At 40.5% G+C, this 20,549-nt stretch carries 17 protein-coding genes and 1 pseudogene; 14 read left to right on the forward strand and 4 right to left on the reverse strand.

The genetic code is table 11. The annotated features are described in order from the left end of the window. Nucleotides 1-41: 41 nt before the first annotated feature. The 9 genes from ABP870_RS04225 to ABP870_RS04265 all read left to right on the forward strand — a co-directional run bounded on the left by ABP870_RS04225 (nt 42) and on the right by ABP870_RS04265 (nt 6,852). Nucleotides 42-368 (forward strand): hypothetical protein, encoded by a 327-nt coding sequence (locus ABP870_RS04225; protein WP_350014235.1) that lies wholly within the window; start codon nt 42-44, stop codon nt 366-368. 22 nt (nt 369-390) lie between these two features. Continuing rightward, nucleotides 391-798, forward strand: coding sequence for an acetyl-CoA carboxylase biotin carboxyl carrier protein subunit (locus tag ABP870_RS04230; protein ID WP_350014236.1), 408 nt, complete (start codon nt 391-393; stop codon nt 796-798). Nucleotides 799-827: 29 nt separating this feature from the next. Beyond that, entirely contained in the window at nt 828-1,949 is a 1,122-nt protein-coding gene (locus tag ABP870_RS04235) for a sodium ion-translocating decarboxylase subunit beta (RefSeq protein ID WP_350014237.1), read from the forward strand. A gap of 21 nt (nt 1,950-1,970) precedes the next feature. After that, nucleotides 1,971-2,102 carry an OadG-related small transporter subunit gene (locus ABP870_RS04240; RefSeq protein ID WP_405054526.1) on the forward strand — a complete coding sequence of 44 codons (132 nt, stop codon included), beginning with the start codon at nt 1,971-1,973 and terminating at the stop codon, nt 2,100-2,102. Between the two features lie 20 nt (nt 2,103-2,122). After that, entirely contained in the window at nt 2,123-2,431 is a 309-nt protein-coding gene (citD, locus tag ABP870_RS04245) for a citrate lyase acyl carrier protein (protein ID WP_350014238.1), read from the forward strand. Beyond that, a complete protein-coding gene (citE, locus tag ABP870_RS04250) occupies nt 2,419-3,306 on the forward strand; it encodes a citrate (pro-3S)-lyase subunit beta (protein ID WP_350014239.1) in 888 nt (295 codons plus the stop codon). Before citD ends, citE begins: the two co-directional genes overlap by 13 nt. 1 nt (nt 3,307) lies before the next feature. Beyond that, entirely contained in the window at nt 3,308-4,843 is a 1,536-nt protein-coding gene (citF, locus tag ABP870_RS04255; protein WP_350014240.1) for a citrate lyase subunit alpha, read from the forward strand. Beyond that, a complete protein-coding gene (citX, locus tag ABP870_RS04260; protein ID WP_350014241.1) occupies nt 4,836-5,387 on the forward strand; it encodes a citrate lyase holo-[acyl-carrier protein] synthase in 552 nt (183 codons plus the stop codon). Before citF ends, citX begins: the two co-directional genes overlap by 8 nt. Before the next feature lie 76 nt (nt 5,388-5,463). Then, the gene (locus ABP870_RS04265; protein WP_350014242.1) at nt 5,464-6,852 is read left to right on the forward strand and encodes an oxaloacetate decarboxylase subunit alpha; all 1,389 of its coding nucleotides are present in this window, start codon (nt 5,464-5,466) and stop codon (nt 6,850-6,852) included. Between the two features lie 61 nt (nt 6,853-6,913). On the opposite strand, the gene ABP870_RS04270 is transcribed toward ABP870_RS04265, so the two are convergent. Together ABP870_RS04270 and ABP870_RS04275 are read right to left on the reverse strand one after the other, a co-directional pair. Next, nucleotides 6,914-7,591 carry a response regulator gene (locus ABP870_RS04270; RefSeq protein ID WP_350014243.1) on the reverse strand — a complete coding sequence of 226 codons (678 nt, stop codon included), beginning with the start codon at nt 7,589-7,591 and terminating at the stop codon, nt 6,914-6,916. A gap of 12 nt (nt 7,592-7,603) precedes the next feature. Then, complete coding sequence (locus ABP870_RS04275) at nt 7,604-9,115, reverse strand: sensor histidine kinase (RefSeq protein WP_350014244.1); 1,512 nt, start codon at nt 9,113-9,115, stop codon at nt 7,604-7,606. Nucleotides 9,116-9,360: 245 nt separating this feature from the next. On the opposite strand from ABP870_RS04275, the pseudogene ABP870_RS04280 reads away from it, so the two are divergent. Continuing rightward, nucleotides 9,361-10,617: pseudogene (locus ABP870_RS04280) on the forward strand (2-hydroxycarboxylate transporter family protein); the annotation flags it as partial. A gap of 32 nt (nt 10,618-10,649) precedes the next feature. After that, complete coding sequence (locus ABP870_RS04285; protein WP_350014245.1) at nt 10,650-11,813, forward strand: NAD(P)-dependent malic enzyme; 1,164 nt, start codon at nt 10,650-10,652, stop codon at nt 11,811-11,813. A 20-nt stretch (nt 11,814-11,833) separates the two neighbouring features. On the opposite strand, the gene ABP870_RS04290 is transcribed toward ABP870_RS04285, so the two are convergent. Beyond that, nucleotides 11,834-12,409 carry a TetR/AcrR family transcriptional regulator gene (locus ABP870_RS04290; protein WP_350014246.1) on the reverse strand — a complete coding sequence of 192 codons (576 nt, stop codon included), beginning with the start codon at nt 12,407-12,409 and terminating at the stop codon, nt 11,834-11,836. A gap of 138 nt (nt 12,410-12,547) precedes the next feature. Between ABP870_RS04290 and ABP870_RS04295 the strand changes: the two genes are divergently transcribed. From ABP870_RS04295 to ABP870_RS04305, 3 genes are all read left to right on the forward strand, one after another. Beyond that, the gene (locus ABP870_RS04295) at nt 12,548-13,249 is read left to right on the forward strand and encodes an ABC transporter ATP-binding protein (protein ID WP_350014247.1); all 702 of its coding nucleotides are present in this window, start codon (nt 12,548-12,550) and stop codon (nt 13,247-13,249) included. Between the two features lie 9 nt (nt 13,250-13,258). Further along, a complete protein-coding gene (locus ABP870_RS04300; RefSeq protein ID WP_350014248.1) occupies nt 13,259-15,982 on the forward strand; it encodes an FtsX-like permease family protein in 2,724 nt (907 codons plus the stop codon). 144 nt (nt 15,983-16,126) lie between these two features. After that, on the forward strand, nt 16,127-18,865 hold the full coding sequence (locus ABP870_RS04305; protein ID WP_350014249.1) for a cation-translocating P-type ATPase: 2,739 nt from the start codon (nt 16,127-16,129) through the stop codon (nt 18,863-18,865). Between the two features lie 542 nt (nt 18,866-19,407). Here ABP870_RS04305 and ypfJ read toward each other — a convergent pair. Next, nucleotides 19,408-20,319: a KPN_02809 family neutral zinc metallopeptidase gene (gene ypfJ, locus ABP870_RS04310; protein ID WP_350014250.1), complete on the reverse strand. Its 912-nt coding sequence runs from the start codon at nt 20,317-20,319 to the stop codon at nt 19,408-19,410. Nucleotides 20,320-20,549: the final 230 nt, after the last annotated feature.

The following is a 20,549-nucleotide window of genomic DNA, read 5'->3' on the forward strand; positions in this document are numbered from 1 at the left end:
CACACTTTTTTGGAATTCTATGACGTTAGAAAGGAGAATCTATGGGGATTTTAAAACGGTTATTTTCAAAATCCAAGGAATCAAACCACCTTCCTAAGACTGAAGAAAACAATCGTAACTATTCAGTTGTAGAAAAGTGGGAAGATGTACCGGCCTATATACCAGCGACCTCAGAGGACTTTCAACTGGTTAGTGTTATCGCCTCAAGTATAGCTGCAGGAGATAATCCTGATAGTCGTTTTAAGGTTAAACGGATTTTAAAACGAAACCCTGAAAGTTTGATCGTCTCACTGCTTGCCTCAAGCATTGCCGCAGGCGATAACCCTGATAGCCACTTTGTTGTTAAATCAATCAAACGCAAAAAATAAGAAGATAAATAAGGAGACAATAATGTTACGCAAATTCAAAATTTCTGTGGATGGAAAAGAATACCTCGTTGAGATGGAAGAAATTGGTGGCACACCTACACCCGCTGGTCAACTGCCATCAGCTCAACCTCAACCTGCAGCCCCACAAGCTCCAGTTGTAGATACCCCAGAAGAGACAGCACCAGCCCCCGCTGCAGTCTCTTCTGCCCCCGCAGGAGCGGATGCCCTAGCGGCTCCAATGCCAGGAACTATCCTTAACATTTTGGTAAATGTAGGCGATACCGTTTCTGAAAACCAACCTCTTATGATCCTTGAAGCGATGAAGATGGAAAATGAGATTGTGGCTTCGTCTGCAGGTACTGTTTCAGCGATTCATGTGACATCAGGACAAACAGTTAATCCAGGTGATGGCTTGATTACGATCCAATAATCACACATGTAGAGAAAGGAATTGACATAATGGAAACATTAATTGCTGGCATTACGTCTATTACGATTCCGCAAATCGTTATGATGTTAATCGGAGCCATCTTGATGTATTTAGGAATTAAAAAAGAATATGAGCCGACATTGTTGGTCCCCATGGGGCTTGGTACAATTTTAGTTAACTTCCCAGGAACTGGGGTTCTAACTCAGGTTGTCAATGGGGTTGAGCAAGAAGGGGTTTTCGATGTTCTCTTCAATATTGGTATTGGAACGGAGCTTTTCCCACTTCTTATCTTTATCGGTATCGGAGCCATGATTGATTTTGGACCTCTCTTGCAGAATCCATTTATGCTGCTTTTTGGAGCGGCGGCTCAGTTTGGTATTTTCTTTGTTGTTGTCGTGGCTGTTTTAGCTGGATTTGACATCAAAGAAGCAGCTTCTATTGGTATTATCGGTGCAGCAGATGGACCGACTTCCATCTTTGTTGCTAACCAATTGGCGCCGAAACTTCTAGGTCCAATCACGGTGGCGGCTTATTCTTATATGGCTTTGGTACCAATTATCCAACCATTTGCGATCAAATTAGTAACGACTAAAAAAGAACGTCAAATTCGTATGACTTATAAAGCAGAGAGCGTTTCTAAAATGACGAAAATCCTCTTTCCAATTGTGATTACCGTTGTTGCAGGATTTATCGCTCCGATTTCCCTTCCTTTGGTTGGTTTCCTAATGTTTGGTAACCTTCTTCGTGAGTGTGGTGTCTTGGATCGTTTATCACAAACAGCTCAAAATGAATTGGTTAATATCGTTTCGATCTTACTTGGTTTGACCATTTCAGTAAAGATGCAAGCGGACTTGTTCTTGAACGTGCAAACACTTTTAATCATCGTCTTTGGTTTGGTTGCTTTCATCATGGATTCTATCGGTGGCGTTGTTTTTGCTAAGATTTTAAATATTTTCCGTAAAGAAAAAATCAATCCAATGATTGGTGCGGCAGGTATCTCGGCCTTTCCAATGTCAAGTCGTGTTATCCAAAAAATGGCAACTGATGAAGACCCGCAAAACTTCATTTTGATGTACGCTGTTGGTGCCAATGTGTCAGGTCAAATCGCTTCAGTTATTGCTGGTGGTTTGCTCCTTGCCTTCTTCAGCTAAGCAATAGAAAAAGAGGTCATTATGATAAATATGGATCATTTAATCCAGGCTTTTGAACTCATGGGTCTAGGTATGCTTGGAATCTTTGTTGTTTTGGGAATCCTTTATATTTCAGCAGAAGTGTTGATCAAGCTTTTCCCATCAGATAAATAAGTATTTTATAGAGGTGAATCATGGAAATTAAGCAAACAGCAGTTGCTGGTTCATTAGAATCAAGCGACATTATGCTAACCTTATCTCCAAGTGAGGTTGATGGTATTTCAATTTCACTGGATAGTAGCGTTGAAAAACAGTTTGGCACACAAATTCGTCGTGTCATTGAAGAAACTCTAAAAAATCTTGGTGTCACATCTGCCAAGGTAGAAGCTGTGGATAAGGGAGCTCTTGATTGTACCATCCAGGCTCGTACCATCGCAGCAGCACACCGTTCAGCAGGCCTTGATGCTTATAATTGGAAGGAGATTGACTCATGGAACGTTTAAGAAGAACAATGATGTTTGTCCCTGGTGCCAATGCTGGAATGCTTCGCGATGCGCCTTTGTACGGGGCTGACTCGATTATGTTTGATTTAGAGGACTCAGTATCCTTAAAAGAAAAAGATACGTCACGTGTCTTGGTTCATTTTGCACTTAAAACGTTTGATTATAGCAATGTTGAAACAGTTGTTCGTGTGAATGGTTTAGATACTTGTGGTGCTTTAGATATTGAAGCTGTTGTAACAGCTGGTGTTGATGTTATTCGTTTACCAAAAACAGAAACAGCTCAAGATATTATTGATGTGGAAACTGAGATAGAACGTGTGGAGCGAGAATACGGCATTGAAGTTGGTCGCACTCGTATGATGGCAGCCATTGAATCTGCCGAAGGTGTTCTCAATGCTCGTGAAATTGCAAAAGCCTCGGATCGTCTGATTGGGATTGCCCTTGGTGCGGAGGACTATGTAACCAACATGAAAACCCGCCGTTATGCAGATGGTCAAGAACTCTTTTTTGCCCGTAGTATGATTCTTCATGCGGCCCGTGCAGCTGGTATCGCAGCGCTTGATACGGTTTACTCAGATGTTAATAACACGGAAGGTTTCCAAAATGAAGTTCGCTTGATTAAACAACTTGGTTTTGATGGTAAGTCTGTTATCAACCCACGTCAGATTCCGTTGGCAAATGACATTTACACACCAACTGAAAAGGAAATCGAGAACGCTAAACAAGTCAAATGGGCAATTCGTGAGGCGGAAAGCAAGGGTTCAGGTGTTATTGCGCTCAATGGTAAGATGATTGATAAGCCAATCGTGGAGCGCGCAGAACGTGTGATGATGCTCGCGAAAGCAGCAGGAGTTTTGACTGAGGAGGATATTTAAGATGGTGACAAACACACTAGGCCGAGACATTCCTCAAGAATACGCTGATCAATACGGTGTTTTTGAAGGAGAATTGGCACATATCAAAGACTACCAAGAAACAAGTCGCAAGATTAAACCAGTAAAACCAGGAGATGATAAGCTGCTCAGCTCCATCCGAGAAGCTATTGAAAAAACAGGTTTGAAGGATGGTATGACTATTTCTTTCCATCACCATTTTCGTGAAGGGGATTATGTCATGAACATGGTATTAGATGAGATTGCTAAAGCTGGGATTAAAAATCTCTCTATTGCTCCAAGTTCCATTGCCAATGTCCATGAACCTCTGATTGAACACATCAAAAACGGTGTCGTGACAAACATCACCTCATCAGGTCTGCGTGACAAGGTGGGAGCAGCTATTTCAGAAGGCATCATGGAAAACCCTGTGGTTATCCGTTCTCACGGTGGACGTGCGCGTGCTATCGCCTCAGGTGATATTCACATTGATGTAGCCTTTCTGGGAGCACCGTCATCAGATGCTTATGGAAATGCCAATGGAACAAAAGGCAAAGCCACCTGTGGTTCCCTCGGCTATGCTATGATTGATGCTAAGTATGCAGACCAAGTGGTTATCATTACCGATACTTTGGTCCCTTATCCTAATGCACCAATTTCGATTCCTCAAACAGATGTTGATTACGTGGTTGAAGTTGATGCTATTGGTGATCCAGATGGTATTGCCAAAGGGGCTACTCGTTTCACTAAAAATCCTAAAGAACTCTTAATCGCAGAATACGCAGCAAAAGTGATTACCAACTCACCTTACTTTAAAGAAGGCTTTTCATTCCAGACAGGTACTGGGGGTGCTTCACTTGCTGTTAGCCGCTTTATTCGAGAAGCCATGATTGACAAAGATATAAAAGCTAGCTTTGCGCTTGGTGGTATCACCAATGCTATGGTAGAACTTTTGGAAGAAGGCTTGGTTGAAAAAATCATTGACGTTCAAGACTTTGACCATCCATCTGCTCTATCTCTTGACCGTAATGCTGGCAGACACTTGGAAATCGATGCCAATATGTACGCTTCACCACTCAGCAAGGGCTCTGCCATTAACCAACTGGATACTTGTATCCTATCTGCTCTTGAAGTGGATACAAACTTTAATGTTAACGTTATGACGGGATCTGATGGGGTAATTCGTGGGGCATCAGGCGGTCACTGTGACACCGCTTTTGCTGCTAAGATGAGTCTTGTGATTTCACCTCTTATTCGTGGTCGCATTCCTACCTTTGTGGATAAGGTTAATACAGTCATTACACCTGGTACCAGTGTTGATGTTGTCGTAACAGAAGTTGGTATCGCGATTAACCCAAATCGTCCTGACTTGATAGAACACTTTAACGATTTGAAAGTGCCTCAATTTACGATTGAAGAACTCAAAGAAAAAGCCTATGCGGTCGTTGGCAATCCTGAACCGATCCAATATGGTGAAAAGGTGGTTGCCCTCATTGAATACCGTGATGGCAGTTTGATTGACGTGGTTAAAAATGTCTAAAGAATCTGTATTTGAAGGACCGTCAGTTAGCTTAGATAACATGCTACAAGCTAGGGAAGCACGCAGTTTTAGACAACAAATGCTCATGGAAAAATATCCACAAGCTAGTATACTCTGTGCAACCATGAATATCCCAGGCCCTGTAAAGACATCAGAAAAACTAGGGCAAGCCTTTGATAGTATGATTGATCTGATTAAAGAGGAATTATCTGACAAGATTATCTTTGATAAAAAGATAACCCCAAAAACAGGCTGGGAATATTACATGATGTCAAGTTTACCACCTCTTGAACTCAAAAAAGTGTTAATGACAATTGAGGAAGCTAGTGATTTGGGGCGCCTAATGGATTTGGACGTTTTACGAAAAGTTGAAACTGGGCTCTTAAGTCCTATCAGCCGAACGGAATTAAACAAAGCCCCTCGTCAGTGTTTGATATGTTCTGAAATCGCTAAAGAATGTGGGCGTTCTCGAAAACATAGTATTGAGCAAATGCAAGCAGTTATTAGTAAAATCATTGATCAAGCATTAGATGATAATCATTAAACACGATAGTTTGAGAGATTAATCAAGCTAAACACTAGTTGAATGAATCACGATTTAAGAAATAATGGAGAATAAGATGACAAAAATTCGTATTACCGAAACGGTTTTACGGGATGGTCAGCAAAGTCAAATCGCAACGCGCATGACCACTGAAGAGATGTTGCCAGTTCTTGAGCAATTAGATCAAGCTGGTTACTATGCGCTTGAAATGTGGGGAGGGGCAACCTTTGATTCGTGTTTGCGCTACCTTAACGAAGACCCTTGGGAAAGACTACGGACCATTCGTAAAACCGTTAAAAATACAAAATTACAAATGCTCCTTCGAGGGCAAAACTTATTGGGTTATCGTAACTATGCTGACGATGTGGTAACTCGTTTCATTCAAAAATCTGTTGAAAACGGAATTGATATTATCCGTATCTTTGATGCCTTGAATGACCCTCGTAATTTACAAACGGCAGTGCGTGCCACAAAGGAGGCTGGAGGGCACGCGCAAGTTGCTATTTCATATACTACCAGTCCTGTTCACACAGTGGATTATTTTGTGGATTTGACCAAACGTTATGCTGAGATTGGTGCAGATTCCATTTGTATCAAGGATATGGCGGGTGTTTTAACCCCTCAAACTGGTTATGACTTGGTGAAACGCATCAAAGAAGCTGTTGATTTGCCTTTAGAAGTGCACACTCATGCGACCAGCGGAATTTCTGAAATGACCTATCTTAAGGTAGCTGAAGCAGGTGCCGACATTATTGATACGGCGGTTTCATCTTTTGCAGGCGGAACGAGTCAACCTGCAACCGAATCAATGGTTGTGGCTCTTGAAGAGCTAGGATTTGACACGGGTATTGACCTTAAGAAAGTAGAAGAAGTGGCCGAGCATTTCAATAAGGTTCGCGATCACTATCGTTCAGAAGGTATTCTCAATCCGAAAGTTAAGGATGTTGAACCCAAGACCCTGATTTACCAAGTACCTGGAGGAATGCTCTCCAACCTCCTTAGTCAGTTGAAGGATCAGGGTTTGGAAGATAAGTACGAGAAAGTCTTAGCAGAAGTTCCCCGTGTGCGGGCAGATCTTGGTTATCCCCCTTTGGTGACGCCTTTATCACAAATGGTTGGTACACAATCCCTCATGAATGTTATCTCAGGCGAACGTTACAAGGTCATTCCAAATGAAATCAAGGACTATGTGCGTGGGCTTTATGGACAGTCCCCAGCTCCCTTAGCTGATGGCATTAAGGAGCTAATTATTGGCGATGAAGAAGTGATAACGATTCGTCCAGCTGATCTTCTTGAACCACAGTTGCCAGCTCTTCGTGAGGAAATCGCCAACTACGCTAAGACTGAGGAAGACGTATTGAGTTATGCCTCTTTCCCGCAACAAGCACGTGATTTCCTTGGACGTCGTGAAGATCCATTCTATGACGTACCGGTGCAAACCGTTAATGTTAGCATTGACATTTAAACATATCGTAAAAAACTATCTATCAAAAAATGAACCGTTGTCTAGCGGTTCATTTTTGGTTCTATTTAAGAAGGTATTTTTTATAGGGCCTCCCAATTTTAGTATATATTTGCTGGCTGGTAAGAAGGTCATTTTCTTCCATGAAATTAATGTATTTGCGGATAGAGACATGGGACAAGTTGCTTTTATCAGTTAATTCTTGAATGGTAAAGGCCCGATCGAACGAAGCAATGCATTCTAGGATATGCTGATAAGTTGTTTGTGATAATCCTTTTTCATCTAAAGTTACTGTTTTGGAGGAGCGGGATTGGGAGATTGAGGCTTGGTTAAGATGATCAATGGTCGTTTGTTGAAATTCACTGTTATTAAACATGTTTTTACGTTCTAGAAAACGTTGGATACTTTCCTCAAACCTCTCATAACTAAAGGGCTTGATGAGATAGTCTAATATGCCTAAATGGAATCCTTCTTTGACGGATTGAGCTTCCTTTGCTGCTGAAATAATAATGACTTCAGACTCAATAGAGTTGGTGCGCACTTCTTTTAAAAAGGTTAAGCCATTGCCAGTCTTCAAATGAATATCAAGGAGTATTAAGTCGATAGGATTTTTCTTTAATATAAGAGATCCTTCTTCAATACTATTGGCAGAGAAAATCATTTCAAAATAGGCTGTTTGTTCAAGGTAGTGCCTGTGAATGAATTCGACCATTGGATCGTCTTCAATAATTAAAACATTCATTGAGAATCCTCTCTAATAAGGGCTGATAAAAATAAGTTGTGATTTTTCTTGGTCATGATTGATTTGAAATGTCACTTGAGAATCTTGGATGAGTTGATGGAAGTAGGGGGTGCTGAAAATCGTTTCTAAATCAAGAGGCTTATCTGTCCTAGGAGGAAGAGTTAATTCTGAAACAATCTTGTCACCTTCTATGAGAACCTCTAAATTCAGATATGTAGCGCTGATGTTAGCAATGAGACGGTTATGGATGTAGTGCTGGATCAGCATAAAATTATTCAGATAGGTTTCATTTGAAAAAGTGTCAATGTCATCTAGTATAGTGATATTTAAGACGATTTGTTCTTCAGAGAACTTTTCTTTTTCCCCTACAAAAAAGCTGGCTAAAAGTGGGTCCTTGATTAACAGAGAAAGTTGACTCAATGTATCTTGACCAGGTTCTAGCAGTTGATAGAGATACCATTTTAGCTCGTCATAATACTGGGTATCAAGTAAACCATAGATCACATGTAATTGATTCATGAAATGATGATTTTGTGCTTGTAACGCTTTAGCATAGGCTGTGGTTGTCTCTAGTTGATTTTGAGTAAACAGTGTCTTACTGGCATCTTTTAGAAAAACAATATGCCCTCGCTGGTTGTTCTTCACAATGATTGGTGAAATGGTAAGCAGGTAATCTTTTCCTTGAAAGCGTAATAATTGCTCGTCTGAGGTTTCAAACTGTTTATTTTCTAGATAAGGGAGTAGATCAACAATTTTTTTGACATCTGTTGAAGGCTGTTTTAGGGCTTCAAAAAGGGATGCTGCTGCATAATTGAAGTGTTTTATCTCGTGTCGATTATTAAGAACAAGTACGGCAGCCTGGGTATTATCTAACATGGCATTTCGTTCTTCTAACAGTTGAAAAATTTCTTTAGGTTCTAAATCGTGAAGTTCTTTTTTCAATAATAGGGCCAGTATAGCTGTTATGGATAGACTAACAGCTATATTAATGATGAGTACTTTTCCGTAAGTGTTTGCCTGTTTTTGTGACAACTCTTCAAGTGTTGTTAATTTAATGCCGACAGCTATGGCACCAATTTGTTGTTTTTTATCATCAAAAACGGGCGCAAAATAGCGCAGCGACTGTCCGAGTGTTCCTTTGGCAGTAGAAAAAGATTCTCTACCATGAAAGACTAGATGTTCATCACCGCCTTTAAAATGCTTTCCGATTTTAGAAGGATCAGGATGGGTTAAGCGAATACCATTCATATCCATTAAAACAACATAGTCTAGATGGAATTGTTTTGTCATTTTTTGAACAAAAGTTTGAAGTTGCTGATTACTTTGTTTAGCCTTGAGAGCATCGTTAATGTTGGGATCCTCTTTCAAAAATTGGGCGGTCGATTTCAATAATGTTTTTTCATTTTGTTGAATGGACTGGTAGGATTGCTTGAGGCTACTCATGTAGAAAAAAGAGATAGCGATACTGGAAGTAATAATGAGAACGAGGGTTAATAGAGCCCATAGAGAAAGTGACTTTTTCATGTAAATGCCTCCTCATTGAGTATAGCATATCTTAAAAATTGAAAGCTAGTTTAAATTAGTTAAAAAAATTGAATTACTTAAAGAACTTAAAATAATTTAAAAATAGTTACTTTAGAAAGCGTTTACTTTAAACTGGGGGTAACAAAACAAAAGGAGGTACTTTCATGGCGGAAATGAAAGTCACAAATCAATTAAAGGTTGAAAATAGGGACCATCCGAACAAATTAGCTTGGAAAGAGTTTCAAGTTGGCTCGGTTCCTTTGCCTGTTTACGTCAGTTTGTCCCTTGTTGTTATGGCTGCTGCTTATTGGCAACAATTACCTGTTAATATGTTGGGCGGATTCGCCGTGATTTTGACACTTGGGTGGTTACTAGGAACAATCGGTGCTAATATCCCTGGTTTAAAAAACTTCGGGGGACCTGCTATTCTCTCATTACTAGTACCGTCTGTTTTGGTATTTTTTAACCTGGTTAATGACAATGTTCTAGAGTCTGCGGATATTCTGATGAAGCAAGCTAATTTCTTATATTTTTATATCGCTTGTTTGGTTGCCGGTAGCATTCTTGGGATGAATCGAAAGATGCTTATTCAGGGACTTTTTAGAATGATCATTCCCATGTTATTAGGGATGGTTTGTGCTATGGCAGTAGGCACTTTGGTAGGTGTTTTACTAGGGCTTGATTGGAAAGAAACCTTATTCTTTATTGTAACCCCTGTCCTTGCAGGAGGAATTGGTGAAGGTATTTTACCCCTGTCAATTGGCTATAGTGCTATTACAGGCATATCAAGTGAGCAGTTGGTGGCACAGCTTATTCCAGCAACCATCATTGGAAATTTCTTTGCGATTTTATGCACGGCTTTATTGAGTCGCCTTGGTGAAAAACGTCCAGAATTGTCTGGTCAGGGACAATTAGTTAAAATTAATAAAGGTGATGATCTTTCGGATATTTTAGAAGATAAATCGGGACCTTTAGATGTGAAAAAAATGGGAGCTGGTGTGTTAACAGCTTGCACGCTTTTTATTACCGGAGGTTTACTACAAGAACTGACTGGATTCCCAGGACCGGTCTTGATGATTCTCTTGGCAGCGGCTTTAAAATATATCAATGTTATTCCTCAAGAAACCCAAAATGGGTCTAAACAACTCTATAAATTTATTTCAGGAAACTTCACTTTTCCTTTGATGGCCGGTTTAGGACTGCTTTACATTCCTTTGAAGGATGTGGTGGCTACCTTGAGCATTCAATATTTTATTGTTGTTATCAGTGTGGTCTTTACGGTTGTATCGGTAGGATTCTTTGCTGCTCGTTTTCTAAATATGAATCCTGTTGAAGCAGCGATTATTTCCTCTTGTCAGAGTGGTATGGGAGGAACTGGTGATGTCGCTATTTTAAGTACAGCTGATCGAATGAATCTCATGCCCTTTGCACAAGTAGCAACGCGCTTGGGAGGTGCTATCACAGTGATTACGATGACAGCTATTTTACGAATGATTTTTTAAAATAAGAACATAGAAAAAAAGGAGACAATATTATGTCAAACAATGTAGGACAACTAGCGATAGAACAAGCTCGGAAAAATGGTGGAAAACTGGAAGTGATTTCAAAAGTTGAGGTCAATAATCGTAAAGATCTAAGCATTGCCTATACACCAGGAGTTGCATCGGTATCATCAGCGATTGCAAATGATGCAGGTTTGGCCTATGAGTTAACAACTAAGAAAAATACCGTAGCAGTCGTCAGTGATGGTTCTGCGGTACTAGGTTTAGGTGATATTGGGGCTGAAGCAGCCATGCCTGTTATGGAAGGAAAAGCAGCCCTGTTCAAACGATTTGCGGATGTTGATGCAGTACCAATTGTTTTGAATACCAAGGATACAGAAGAAATTATAAATATTGTCAAAGCCATCTCTCCAACCTTCGGTGGCGTTAATCTTGAAGACATTTCTGCACCGCGATGCTTTGAAATTGAACAACGCTTGATCAAAGAGTGTGATATTCCGGTCTTTCATGATGATCAGCATGGAACTGCTATTGTTGTTCTAGCAGCCATTTTTAACAGTTTAAAATTGATCGGTAAGGCTTTAGAAGATGTCAAGGTGGTTGTTAATGGTGGTGGTTCTGCTGGTCTATCTATTACGAGAAAGCTGCTAGCAGCGGGAGCTACTGATGTCACGGTTGTTGATAAATTTGGTATTATCAATGAAAAAGATGCAGAAAAATTGGAGCCACATCATTTAGATATTGCCAGAGTAACTAATCGAGATTTTAAAGCAGGAAGTCTTGAAGATGCTCTTGTGGATGCCGATATTTTTGTAGGGGTATCAGCACCAGGTGCTCTGCACGCAGAATGGATTTCAAAGATGGCAAAAAAACCAGTTATTTTTGCTATGGCTAATCCGACCCCAGAAATTTATCCTGATGAAGCTTTAGAAGCAGGTGCTTACATTGTTGGTACCGGACGTAGTGACTTTCCTAATCAAATCAATAATGTGTTAGCTTTTCCGGGTATTTTTAGAGGTGCTTTAGATGCACGCGCTAAAACCATTACCGTTGAAATGCAAGTAGCAGCTGCTAGAGGCATTGCAGATTTAATTCCTGATCATGAATTAAGCCCAACTAATATTATTCCAGATGCTTTCCAAGAAGGGGTTGCAAAGGTCGTGGCCAAAAGTGTTAAAGACGCTGTAAAAGATTAAAGTTAAAAATGAACCGTTGTCTAGCGGTTCATTTTTGGTGAGTTCTGGCTGATGCTTTCGTCAATTTTTAAGACTTTGGAGATGATGTCGGTCATCTTTACCGGACTTTCTTTGCCACCTGTTGCGACCCAATAGGAAATAAGGCTTTCGATACTGGCCAAATAGACTTGAATAGCATATTCATATGGAACACCGTAATGGTTGGCAATAGCTGTTTTGGATTGGGGGAATTCTAAGAGAAAATCGAGTACAAACTTCTTGATCGTTTCCGAGAAGTTGATAAAAGAGATGGTTGAAATGGCTTCTATGTACTCAAAATTGTCTTGCACATAAGAAAAGGTATTGATCAAAATAGTATTGATATCCGTTTCAATATCGCCTTTTTTTAAGATGGAGTAGAGGTCAGACAACATTTCTTCTTTAAATTGGCTCATCATGTCATACTTGTCTTTATAATGCAGGTAGAAGGTGCCACGATTGATCCCTGCTCTACGTGTGATGTCTGAAATGCTAATATCTTCAAAACGTTTTTCTTTGAGCAGGATGATTAGGGCTGTTTTAATATAGTATTTGGTTTCGGTTTGTCGTTTTGTCATGGTTTGTTATCTCTTTTTTTTAAAATCAACACTTTGTCGATTTTTGTTCTTGAAGATTTCTTGCTGCCATTATATAATATCAGCAAGATTAAATCAACACGTTGATGATTTAAGAGGAAAAGGAATTGAGAGGTTAGCATGTCTTATATTCAAATGAAGAACTCCTATAAGCGTTATCAAACGGGGAGTACTGAAATTGTTGCCAATCGCGATGTGAGCTTTGATATTGATAAGGGCGAATTGGTTATTATCCTTGGAGCTTCGGGTGCTGGTAAGTCCACTGTTTTAAATATCTTAGGCGGTATGGATACCAATGATGAGGGGCAGGTGATCATTGATGGTAAGGATATTTCTGGTTATTCGGACATGGAGTTGACCGCTTACCGTCGCAATGACGTTGGTTTTGTTTTTCAGTTTTATAATTTGGTTCCTAACCTGACAGCTAAAGAAAATGTGGAGCTAGCTTCAGAGATAGTTCCGGATGCTCTGGATGTTGAAAAGACTTTGGCTGACGTGGGGCTTGCTAATCGCATGGACAATTTTCCAGCTCAGTTATCTGGAGGTGAGCAGCAGCGCGTGTCCATTGCGCGTGCTCTTGCCAAAAACCCAAAACTTTTGCTCTGCGATGAGCCAACTGGAGCCCTGGATTATAATACAGGAAAACAGGTCTTAAAAATCCTCCAAAACATGTCGCGCGAAAAAGGAGCGACAGTAGTTATCGTCACCCACAATGCAGCCTTGGCGCCGATCGCAGATAAGGTCATTCGAATGCATGATGCCAGTGTCACAAGTGTTGACATTAATGAAAACCCGCAAGACATTGCGACCTTAGAATACTAGGAGGAAGCCATGTCTAAGAAAACTTACTGGAAAGATATCTGGAAATCGCTAGGCTCTTCCAAGGGACGCTTTTTATCCATTATGCTTTTGATGATGCTAGGGGCATTCGCTTACGTCGGTCTTAAAGTGACAACACCTGACATGCAGCGTTCAGCCACGACTTACCTCCATCGCCAAAATACCATGGATTTGACGGTGATTGCCAGCATGGGCTTGGGGGAAGAGGATCAAAAAGAGCTTCAAAATCTCAAGAAGGCTGATGTTGACTTTGGTTATATGACCGATGTCACTATTAAAGACACCAATGATGCTCTTAGACTCTTTTCAAGGCCGGACAATATTTCTAAGATGACCCTAGTTAAGGGGAAGTTACCTAGCAGTACTCAGGAAATCGCTCTGGTTTCCAGTCTTAAAAAAAGGTATCGGATTGGTGATACGATCAAATTTACTCAGTCAGAAGATGGTATTCTCAAGCAAACAAGCTTTAAGGTGACGGGGTTTGTCAATTCACCGGAAATTTGGTCGACAACAAACCTTGGTACTTCAACCGCAGGAGATGGAAATCTAGCTGCCTATGGTGTTGTTGTAGGAAACGCATTTGATAGCGACTATCCGCTGCTTGCCCGTATCCGTTATCATGATTTAGCGAAATTAAGTTCCTTTGAGAAGACTTATCAAAGCAAGCTACGAGATAAACAAGATTCTTTAGACAAACTGTTAGCTGACAATCCGCAAATCCATTTAGCTGAAATCAAAAAAGAACCACAAGCTGAGATTGATGCCAACAAGCTTAACATAGCTGATGCTAGTCAAAAAATTACTGACAGTGAGCAAAAAATAGCTGATGCTAAGAAAACATTATCTGATCAAGAAAAAATGATAGCGGCTTTACCACAAGGACAAGCGAAAGCCGCTCAGTCGCAACTAAGAGAAGCCCAAAAAGAAATCGCTCAGCAAGAAAAAGACTTAGTAGCTGCTAAAAAAGAGTTAGCCGCCAACGAAAAGAACCTTGCTAAAGCACAGGAAGATTTGGATGCTTTAGAACTACCCAGTTACACTGTCTACACCCGTGAAACGCTGCCTGGTGGTAATGGTTATATGGTCTATGCATCAGGTTCAGACAGCGTAGCGCAGATCGGTAACATTTTTCCAGTTGTTCTTTATCTAGTGGCGGCACTGGTGACTTTTACAACTATGACACGCTTCGTTGATGAGGAACGCAATAATTCGGCAATCTTTAAAGCATTGGGCTACAGCAATGCTGATGTCATTCGCAAGTTTGTTATCTATGGTCTTATCGCCAGTTTGACCGGAACCATTTTGGGTGTCTTGGCGGGACATTATATCCTGCCTCGGGTGATTGCTGATATCATGACGAAAGACACAACCATTAGCGCTATTCATTATGACTTTTTCTGGAGTTATACTAGCATTGCTATTGGTCTTGCTTTGTTATCTGCCGTCTTACCAGCCTACCTCATCGCCCGCCGTGAGCTCAGTGAAAAGGCTGCCCAGCTACTCTTGCCTAAACCACCGGTCAAGGGGTCTAAAATCCTACTAGAGCGTTTGTCTTTGCTTTGGCAAAAACTATCTTTCACCCAAAAAGTGACGGCGAGAAATATCTTCCGCTATAAGCAACGGATGTTTATGACGATTTTTGGCGTAGCAGGGTCTGTTGCCCTCTTATTTGCAGGACTTGGTATCCAATCCTCTTTATCTAAGGTCATTGAGAACCAGTTTGGTCGTCTGACACCTTATGACATGCTAGTTGTGGAAGCATCTGGCGCTAAGAAAGAAGACAAGGACAAACTGACCAAAGCCCTATCAAGTGATGAGGTTTCCAAGCAAATGACGATCAACTATGCTTCAATGATGGTAGAAGTTCCTAAGATGCCTCAACACCAATCCGTGTCACTATTGATGTCTGATCAAAAAGATTTTGGCTCTTTTATTAATCTCTACGATGCTAAAAACGGCAAAAAACGTGAGTTAGCAAAAGACGGTGTTCTTATCTCAGAAAAATTAGCTAAAGCTTATCAGGCTAAAGAAGGTCAAACGATTCGTCTGAAAGATGATAAAGGGCAACATTATCAGGTCAAGGTTTCAGGGATTATCGAGATGAATGCTGGACATTATCTCATGATGACGAAACCCATTTTTGAGAAAACGTTTAAACAGGTGGATGCTTCAGAGGCTCATTTGGTTAATTTAAAAGATAAATCCAGTCAGGCTTTGAAAGATCAAGCGACAGCTCTACTAAGTTTAGCGGCTATTTCAGGCTTGAGTCAAAATTCTGCTATGGTTGATACGGTTGAAGCCGTAGTGGCTTCCTTAAATGGCGCTATGACCGTTTTGACAGTGGTGGCTGTGCTCTTAGCTGTGGTCATTCTTTACAATCTTACCAATATAAATGTGGCAGAGCGCATTCGTGAACTTTCGACTATTAAAGTTCTTGGCTTTTTCAATAAAGAAGTGACGATGTATATCTATCGTGAGACGATCATCCTTTCTCTTATCGGTATTGGGGTTGGACTCTTCTCAGGGATTTACCTTCACAAGGTCATTATGAACATGATTGGTAGCAATGATATCCTCTTTGGTACCCAAGTTGCTTGGACGGTCTATGCCACTCCGATTGCTGTTGTGCTTATCATTTTGATACTGCTGGGTTGGCTGGTCAACCATATCCTTAAAACAATTGATATGCTAGAAGCCTTGAAGTCAGTTGATTAGGAAATGATTTAGTCAAAGCCCATGTTTAGCGATATACCTAAAGTAACCACACTATTATTTTGTAGTGTGGTTTTTTCTTTTATCTGAGTTAATAGTATGATATAATTAAATAGTTAGAAAATTTAAAAAAGAAGGAAGGCGTATATGACGAAAATTTATCAAAAAGCATTGAATACTTTACTTGAAACCTATGATATTGACATCAAAAAAGGATTAACACAAGAACAAGTCACGAGTCAGCGAGAAAGATATGGGAAAAATATTTTAGAGGAAAATGATGGCAAATCAGCCATAGAAATTCTAGTTGAAAAGTTGAACAATATTATTGTCTACCTACTAGGCTTTGCCATGATGTTATCAGCTGCAATGGGCGAATGGATCGAAGCTGGAGCTGTTTTCTTAGCCTTACTAATTTCGGTATTGACAGGATTTTTTGTAGAATTAAAAGCACAAAAATCAGTCAATGCCTTGCAAAATATGGTTAATACGCACGTCAGTGTTTTACGTGATGGTAGAGAAATCGAGATAGAGTCATCAGAGTTAGTTCCTGGCGATGTGCTAGTCCTTCATACAGGTGATGCTATCGCTGCTGACGGACGTTTGGTGACCTCAAACAATTTAGCAGTCATTGAGTCGGCTTTGACAGGTGAATCTGAAGCTGTGGATAAGGATGCCGATGCTATCTTAGATCAAGACGTGCCTATTGGTGATCGCATCAATATGATTTTTTCAGGGTCGTCAGTGACAAGGGGACAAGGTTTGGCTCTTGTGACGGATACTGGCATGAATACAGAGGTTGGTAAAATTTCAGATATGATGTCTGGTCACCAAAGTTCTGAAACCCCACTAGATAGGGAAATTGCCAAACTTGGTAAATCACTGATTTTACTCGCTGTTCTTGCAGCAATTTTGGTGGTGATAGTTGGTCTTATTAACGGTCAGAGATTAACTGATATCTTGCCTATTGCGATTATTTTGGCTGTTGCGGCTATTCCAGAAGCTATGCCAGCTGTTCAGACGATTACCTTAGCCAATGGGATGAAAACCATGGCCTCCCATCAAGCCTTGGTCAAAACCTTATCGGCGGTAGAGACCCTAGGATCGACATCAGTGATTGCTAGTGATAAAACAGGAACGCTAACCGAGAACCAAATGATGGTTGGCATTATCAGTACGCCTACAGGTGATTATCAGGTGTCAGGTTCGGGTTACCAACCTGAAGGTGAGATTACTAAAGATGACTATCAGTATGATATTGACATCGATCAGACATTTGTGACCTCTCAGGATAAAGAGGATAGTTCTGAAGAGAGTCGCTTAAAAGCCATACTCTTGCATGCCTTTTTGTCTAGTAATGCACGTTTAGAAGTTTCAGATGACGCTAGTGATGAGTACAGCATCAAAGGAGACCCAACAGATGGTGCTCTGAAAGTCCTTGGCTACAAAGGAAACTTGACCCCAGACAAGATAGAGCAATATGGTTTCAAAAAACTAAATGAAATTCCCTTTGACTCTAAACATAAATACATGGCAGTCAGTTATCAGTGGCCAAATAATCGGGTGCAGTTTATCTTAAAAGGCGCTCCTGATGTTCTCTTGTCGCTGGTGGAAGAAAAGGCTGATAAGAAACAATTTTGGCAAGACAAGATAGAGCAAATTGCTGAAAAAGGAATGCGGTCCTTGGCATTAGCTAGTACCTTTGTTTCAGCAGAAGATCGTTCTGCGATGACGGAAGATCTACCCAAATGGCTATCTGACCATTGTCAAGAGTTGGAGATAGAGGGGTTATTTGGTATTGTAGACCCTCCTCGCAAGGATGTCGCAGAGTCCATTCAACAGACACAGCAAGCTGGTATTAACATAAAAATGATCACTGGTGATCATCCTAAGACCGCTTCGATGATTGCGAAAGAAATTGGTATTAAGAATTGGGATCACACCATGACTGGCGCTGAGATTGACCAAGAGCATGATCAGGCTGGCTTTATTGACCGCGTTCATGATACTGCCGTATTTGCCCGTGTCTCTCCGGAAAATAAATGGCAACTGGTTAATGCCTTGCAGAAACATGGTGATATAGTTGCTATGACAGGTGATGGTGTCAATGATGCTCCCGCTCTAAATGGCTCAGATATTGGAGTTGCCATGGGCATTCGTGGTACAGAGGTTGCTAAAGAGGCTTCTGATATGATTTTAACCGATGATCGTTTCTCGACAATTGTGGAAGCTGTTAGGGAAGGACGTATCATCTTTGAAAATATCAAAAAATATGTGTCATTCCTATTTGCTTGTAATATGGTAGAGATCAGTGCTATTTTATTTACCATTATGTTTCTGTTACCAATGCCAATTCAGCCCTTACATATTTTGTGGTTAAATCTATTAATTGATATTGGGCCAGCTATTGCATTAGCCTATGAGACTGCAGAAGAAGACATTATGAAGCGACCACCTAGAGATAGTCAAAATGGACTGGTGACGACTAACTTTTTATCAAGGATTATCCTGAGTGGTATCATTATCGGTCTAGCAGCATTCGGTCTCTTTTATTACCTGCATATCGTCACTCAACGACCACTAGTCTATGCTCAAACAGCAACCTTTTCCTTTATGACAGTGGCTCAGCTAGGGCATATTTTCAATGTCAGACGTCAAAATGGCTTTGGGCTAGATAGGTCGTTGCTGACCAATAAACGTTTAGTTCTCGCTTTAATTTTTAGTCTTTTGATGCAAATGATGGCTGTTTATCTACCATTCTTTAACAATGTTTTAGGGACCACGCCATTAAGAGTTGATACCGTCTTACTGTTAAGCATAGTTAGTGTGGGGGTTACAGCTTTTATCTATCTAATGAATCACCTTATTCAAAAGATCATTCATTAATGGAGTTAAATGAGATAGTTTTCAGACAAGGAACTATGTTGCGGATAATATTTACGTAGGACAAGGATAGTGATCATGTCTCAGCATGAATTCAAAAGATCATAACGAAAAACTCGACCCTTCTTAGCCTAAGGGTCGAGTTTCTTGTCATAACATTATGACATCACTATTTCTGAATTTTGCTAAGTATTAGTCAAGGTGGAGCTGTGTTTAAGAGAGGATTGCGTAATCTCTGTGCCTACATCAGAATGCCCTCTAGTAACAAGTTAGCTATGAAACAAGAGAAGGGAAATAATGCTTTAAAAAAAGCATTACAATGAAGCAATGCTTTTCGGAGCTATTTGACAAAAAGTTAATGAATAGGTCGTACTAATATGATGACGTCAAGACTGGATTGTTTTTGTTTCCTATTGCCACATTAAGTTTTTTAAACGACTTGATGATAACAAATCAGTAAGCCGTTTATAGTATCTCATTGCGAGCTAACCCTGTCCTTATGAGCCATCAAGAAACGAAGAGGAAACTTTTAACTGGCATCAATCTTATAAATCTCCGTAAGGACCTTGGAAAGTATTGCCATGACGGATATCTCCATATTGATAACCTTTGTCAAACCAGCGCTGGCGTTGTTCAGAAGTTCCGTGTGTGAAACTATCTGGAACCGTTCGACCATAGGCTTCTTGCTGAAGTGTGTCGTCACCAACAGCATGCGCCGCCTGCATGGCTTCTTGGACATCTCCTTTTTCCAGAAGACCTTCATCCTTGACATAGCTAGCCCATGCCCCAGCATAATAGTCTGCCTGTAACTCCAAACGGACATTGAGCTGGTTGGCTTCAGCTTTGGATTTGCCTTGACGTGCTTTATTGTAGTCCGTCATAGTGCCTAACTCGTTCTGCACATGATGCCCCACTTCGTGAGCGATGACATAGGCTAAAGCAAAGTCCCCTTTAGCCCCATAACGATTGGATAGTTCATCGTAGAAACTTAAATCTAAATAAACTTTCTCATCAGCAGGGCAGTAGAAAGGCCCAGATGAAGCTTGGCCAACACCACAAGCGGTAGTCGTTTGACCAGAATAGAAGACCAGCTCTGGTTCGGAGTAATCTCCGAGACCTTCTTTTTTAAACTGCTTATTCCAATAATCTTCTGTTGAGCCGAGAACTTTACTAACAAATTCAGCATCCGCATCGCTGACGTTAGTATTTTTTTTCTGAGAGATTTGATTTGACTGATAAGATTGGCTGGTGCCGCCTGTAAAAATGCCGGATAAGGCACCTCCCCCACCAAACATGATAAGGATGATAATCATGAAAAGCTTCATTTTCCATGATCCTCTTGAAAAGAGGATAGAAAGAAGGGCTCCGCTTCCCATACCTCCGCGTGAAGTGCCATATGATTGCTGAGCTCGGCGATCATCAATATTACTACTTTTTCTAAGATCATCTATTTTCATTTTACTATCCTCTAAACTTATCTGATAACTTAATTGTATCAAAAGTCTTCTGAAATAGCTTTCATTATCAATGGAAATCCTTAAATTTGTTATAATAAGAAGATAGTTTGAAGCCCCGTTTGTGATCAAAGGGCTTAGTATCTGATAACTTAAACTCGCTCTGACAGCTATGTGGCAAAGATGGCGTCTACCTAACCATAGGCTGGGCGGTTTTGTCAGCATGTCCATGC

It is taken from the genome of Streptococcus jiangjianxini (assembly GCF_040225085.1).
Classification (GTDB): domain Bacteria; phylum Bacillota; class Bacilli; order Lactobacillales; family Streptococcaceae; genus Streptococcus; species Streptococcus jiangjianxini.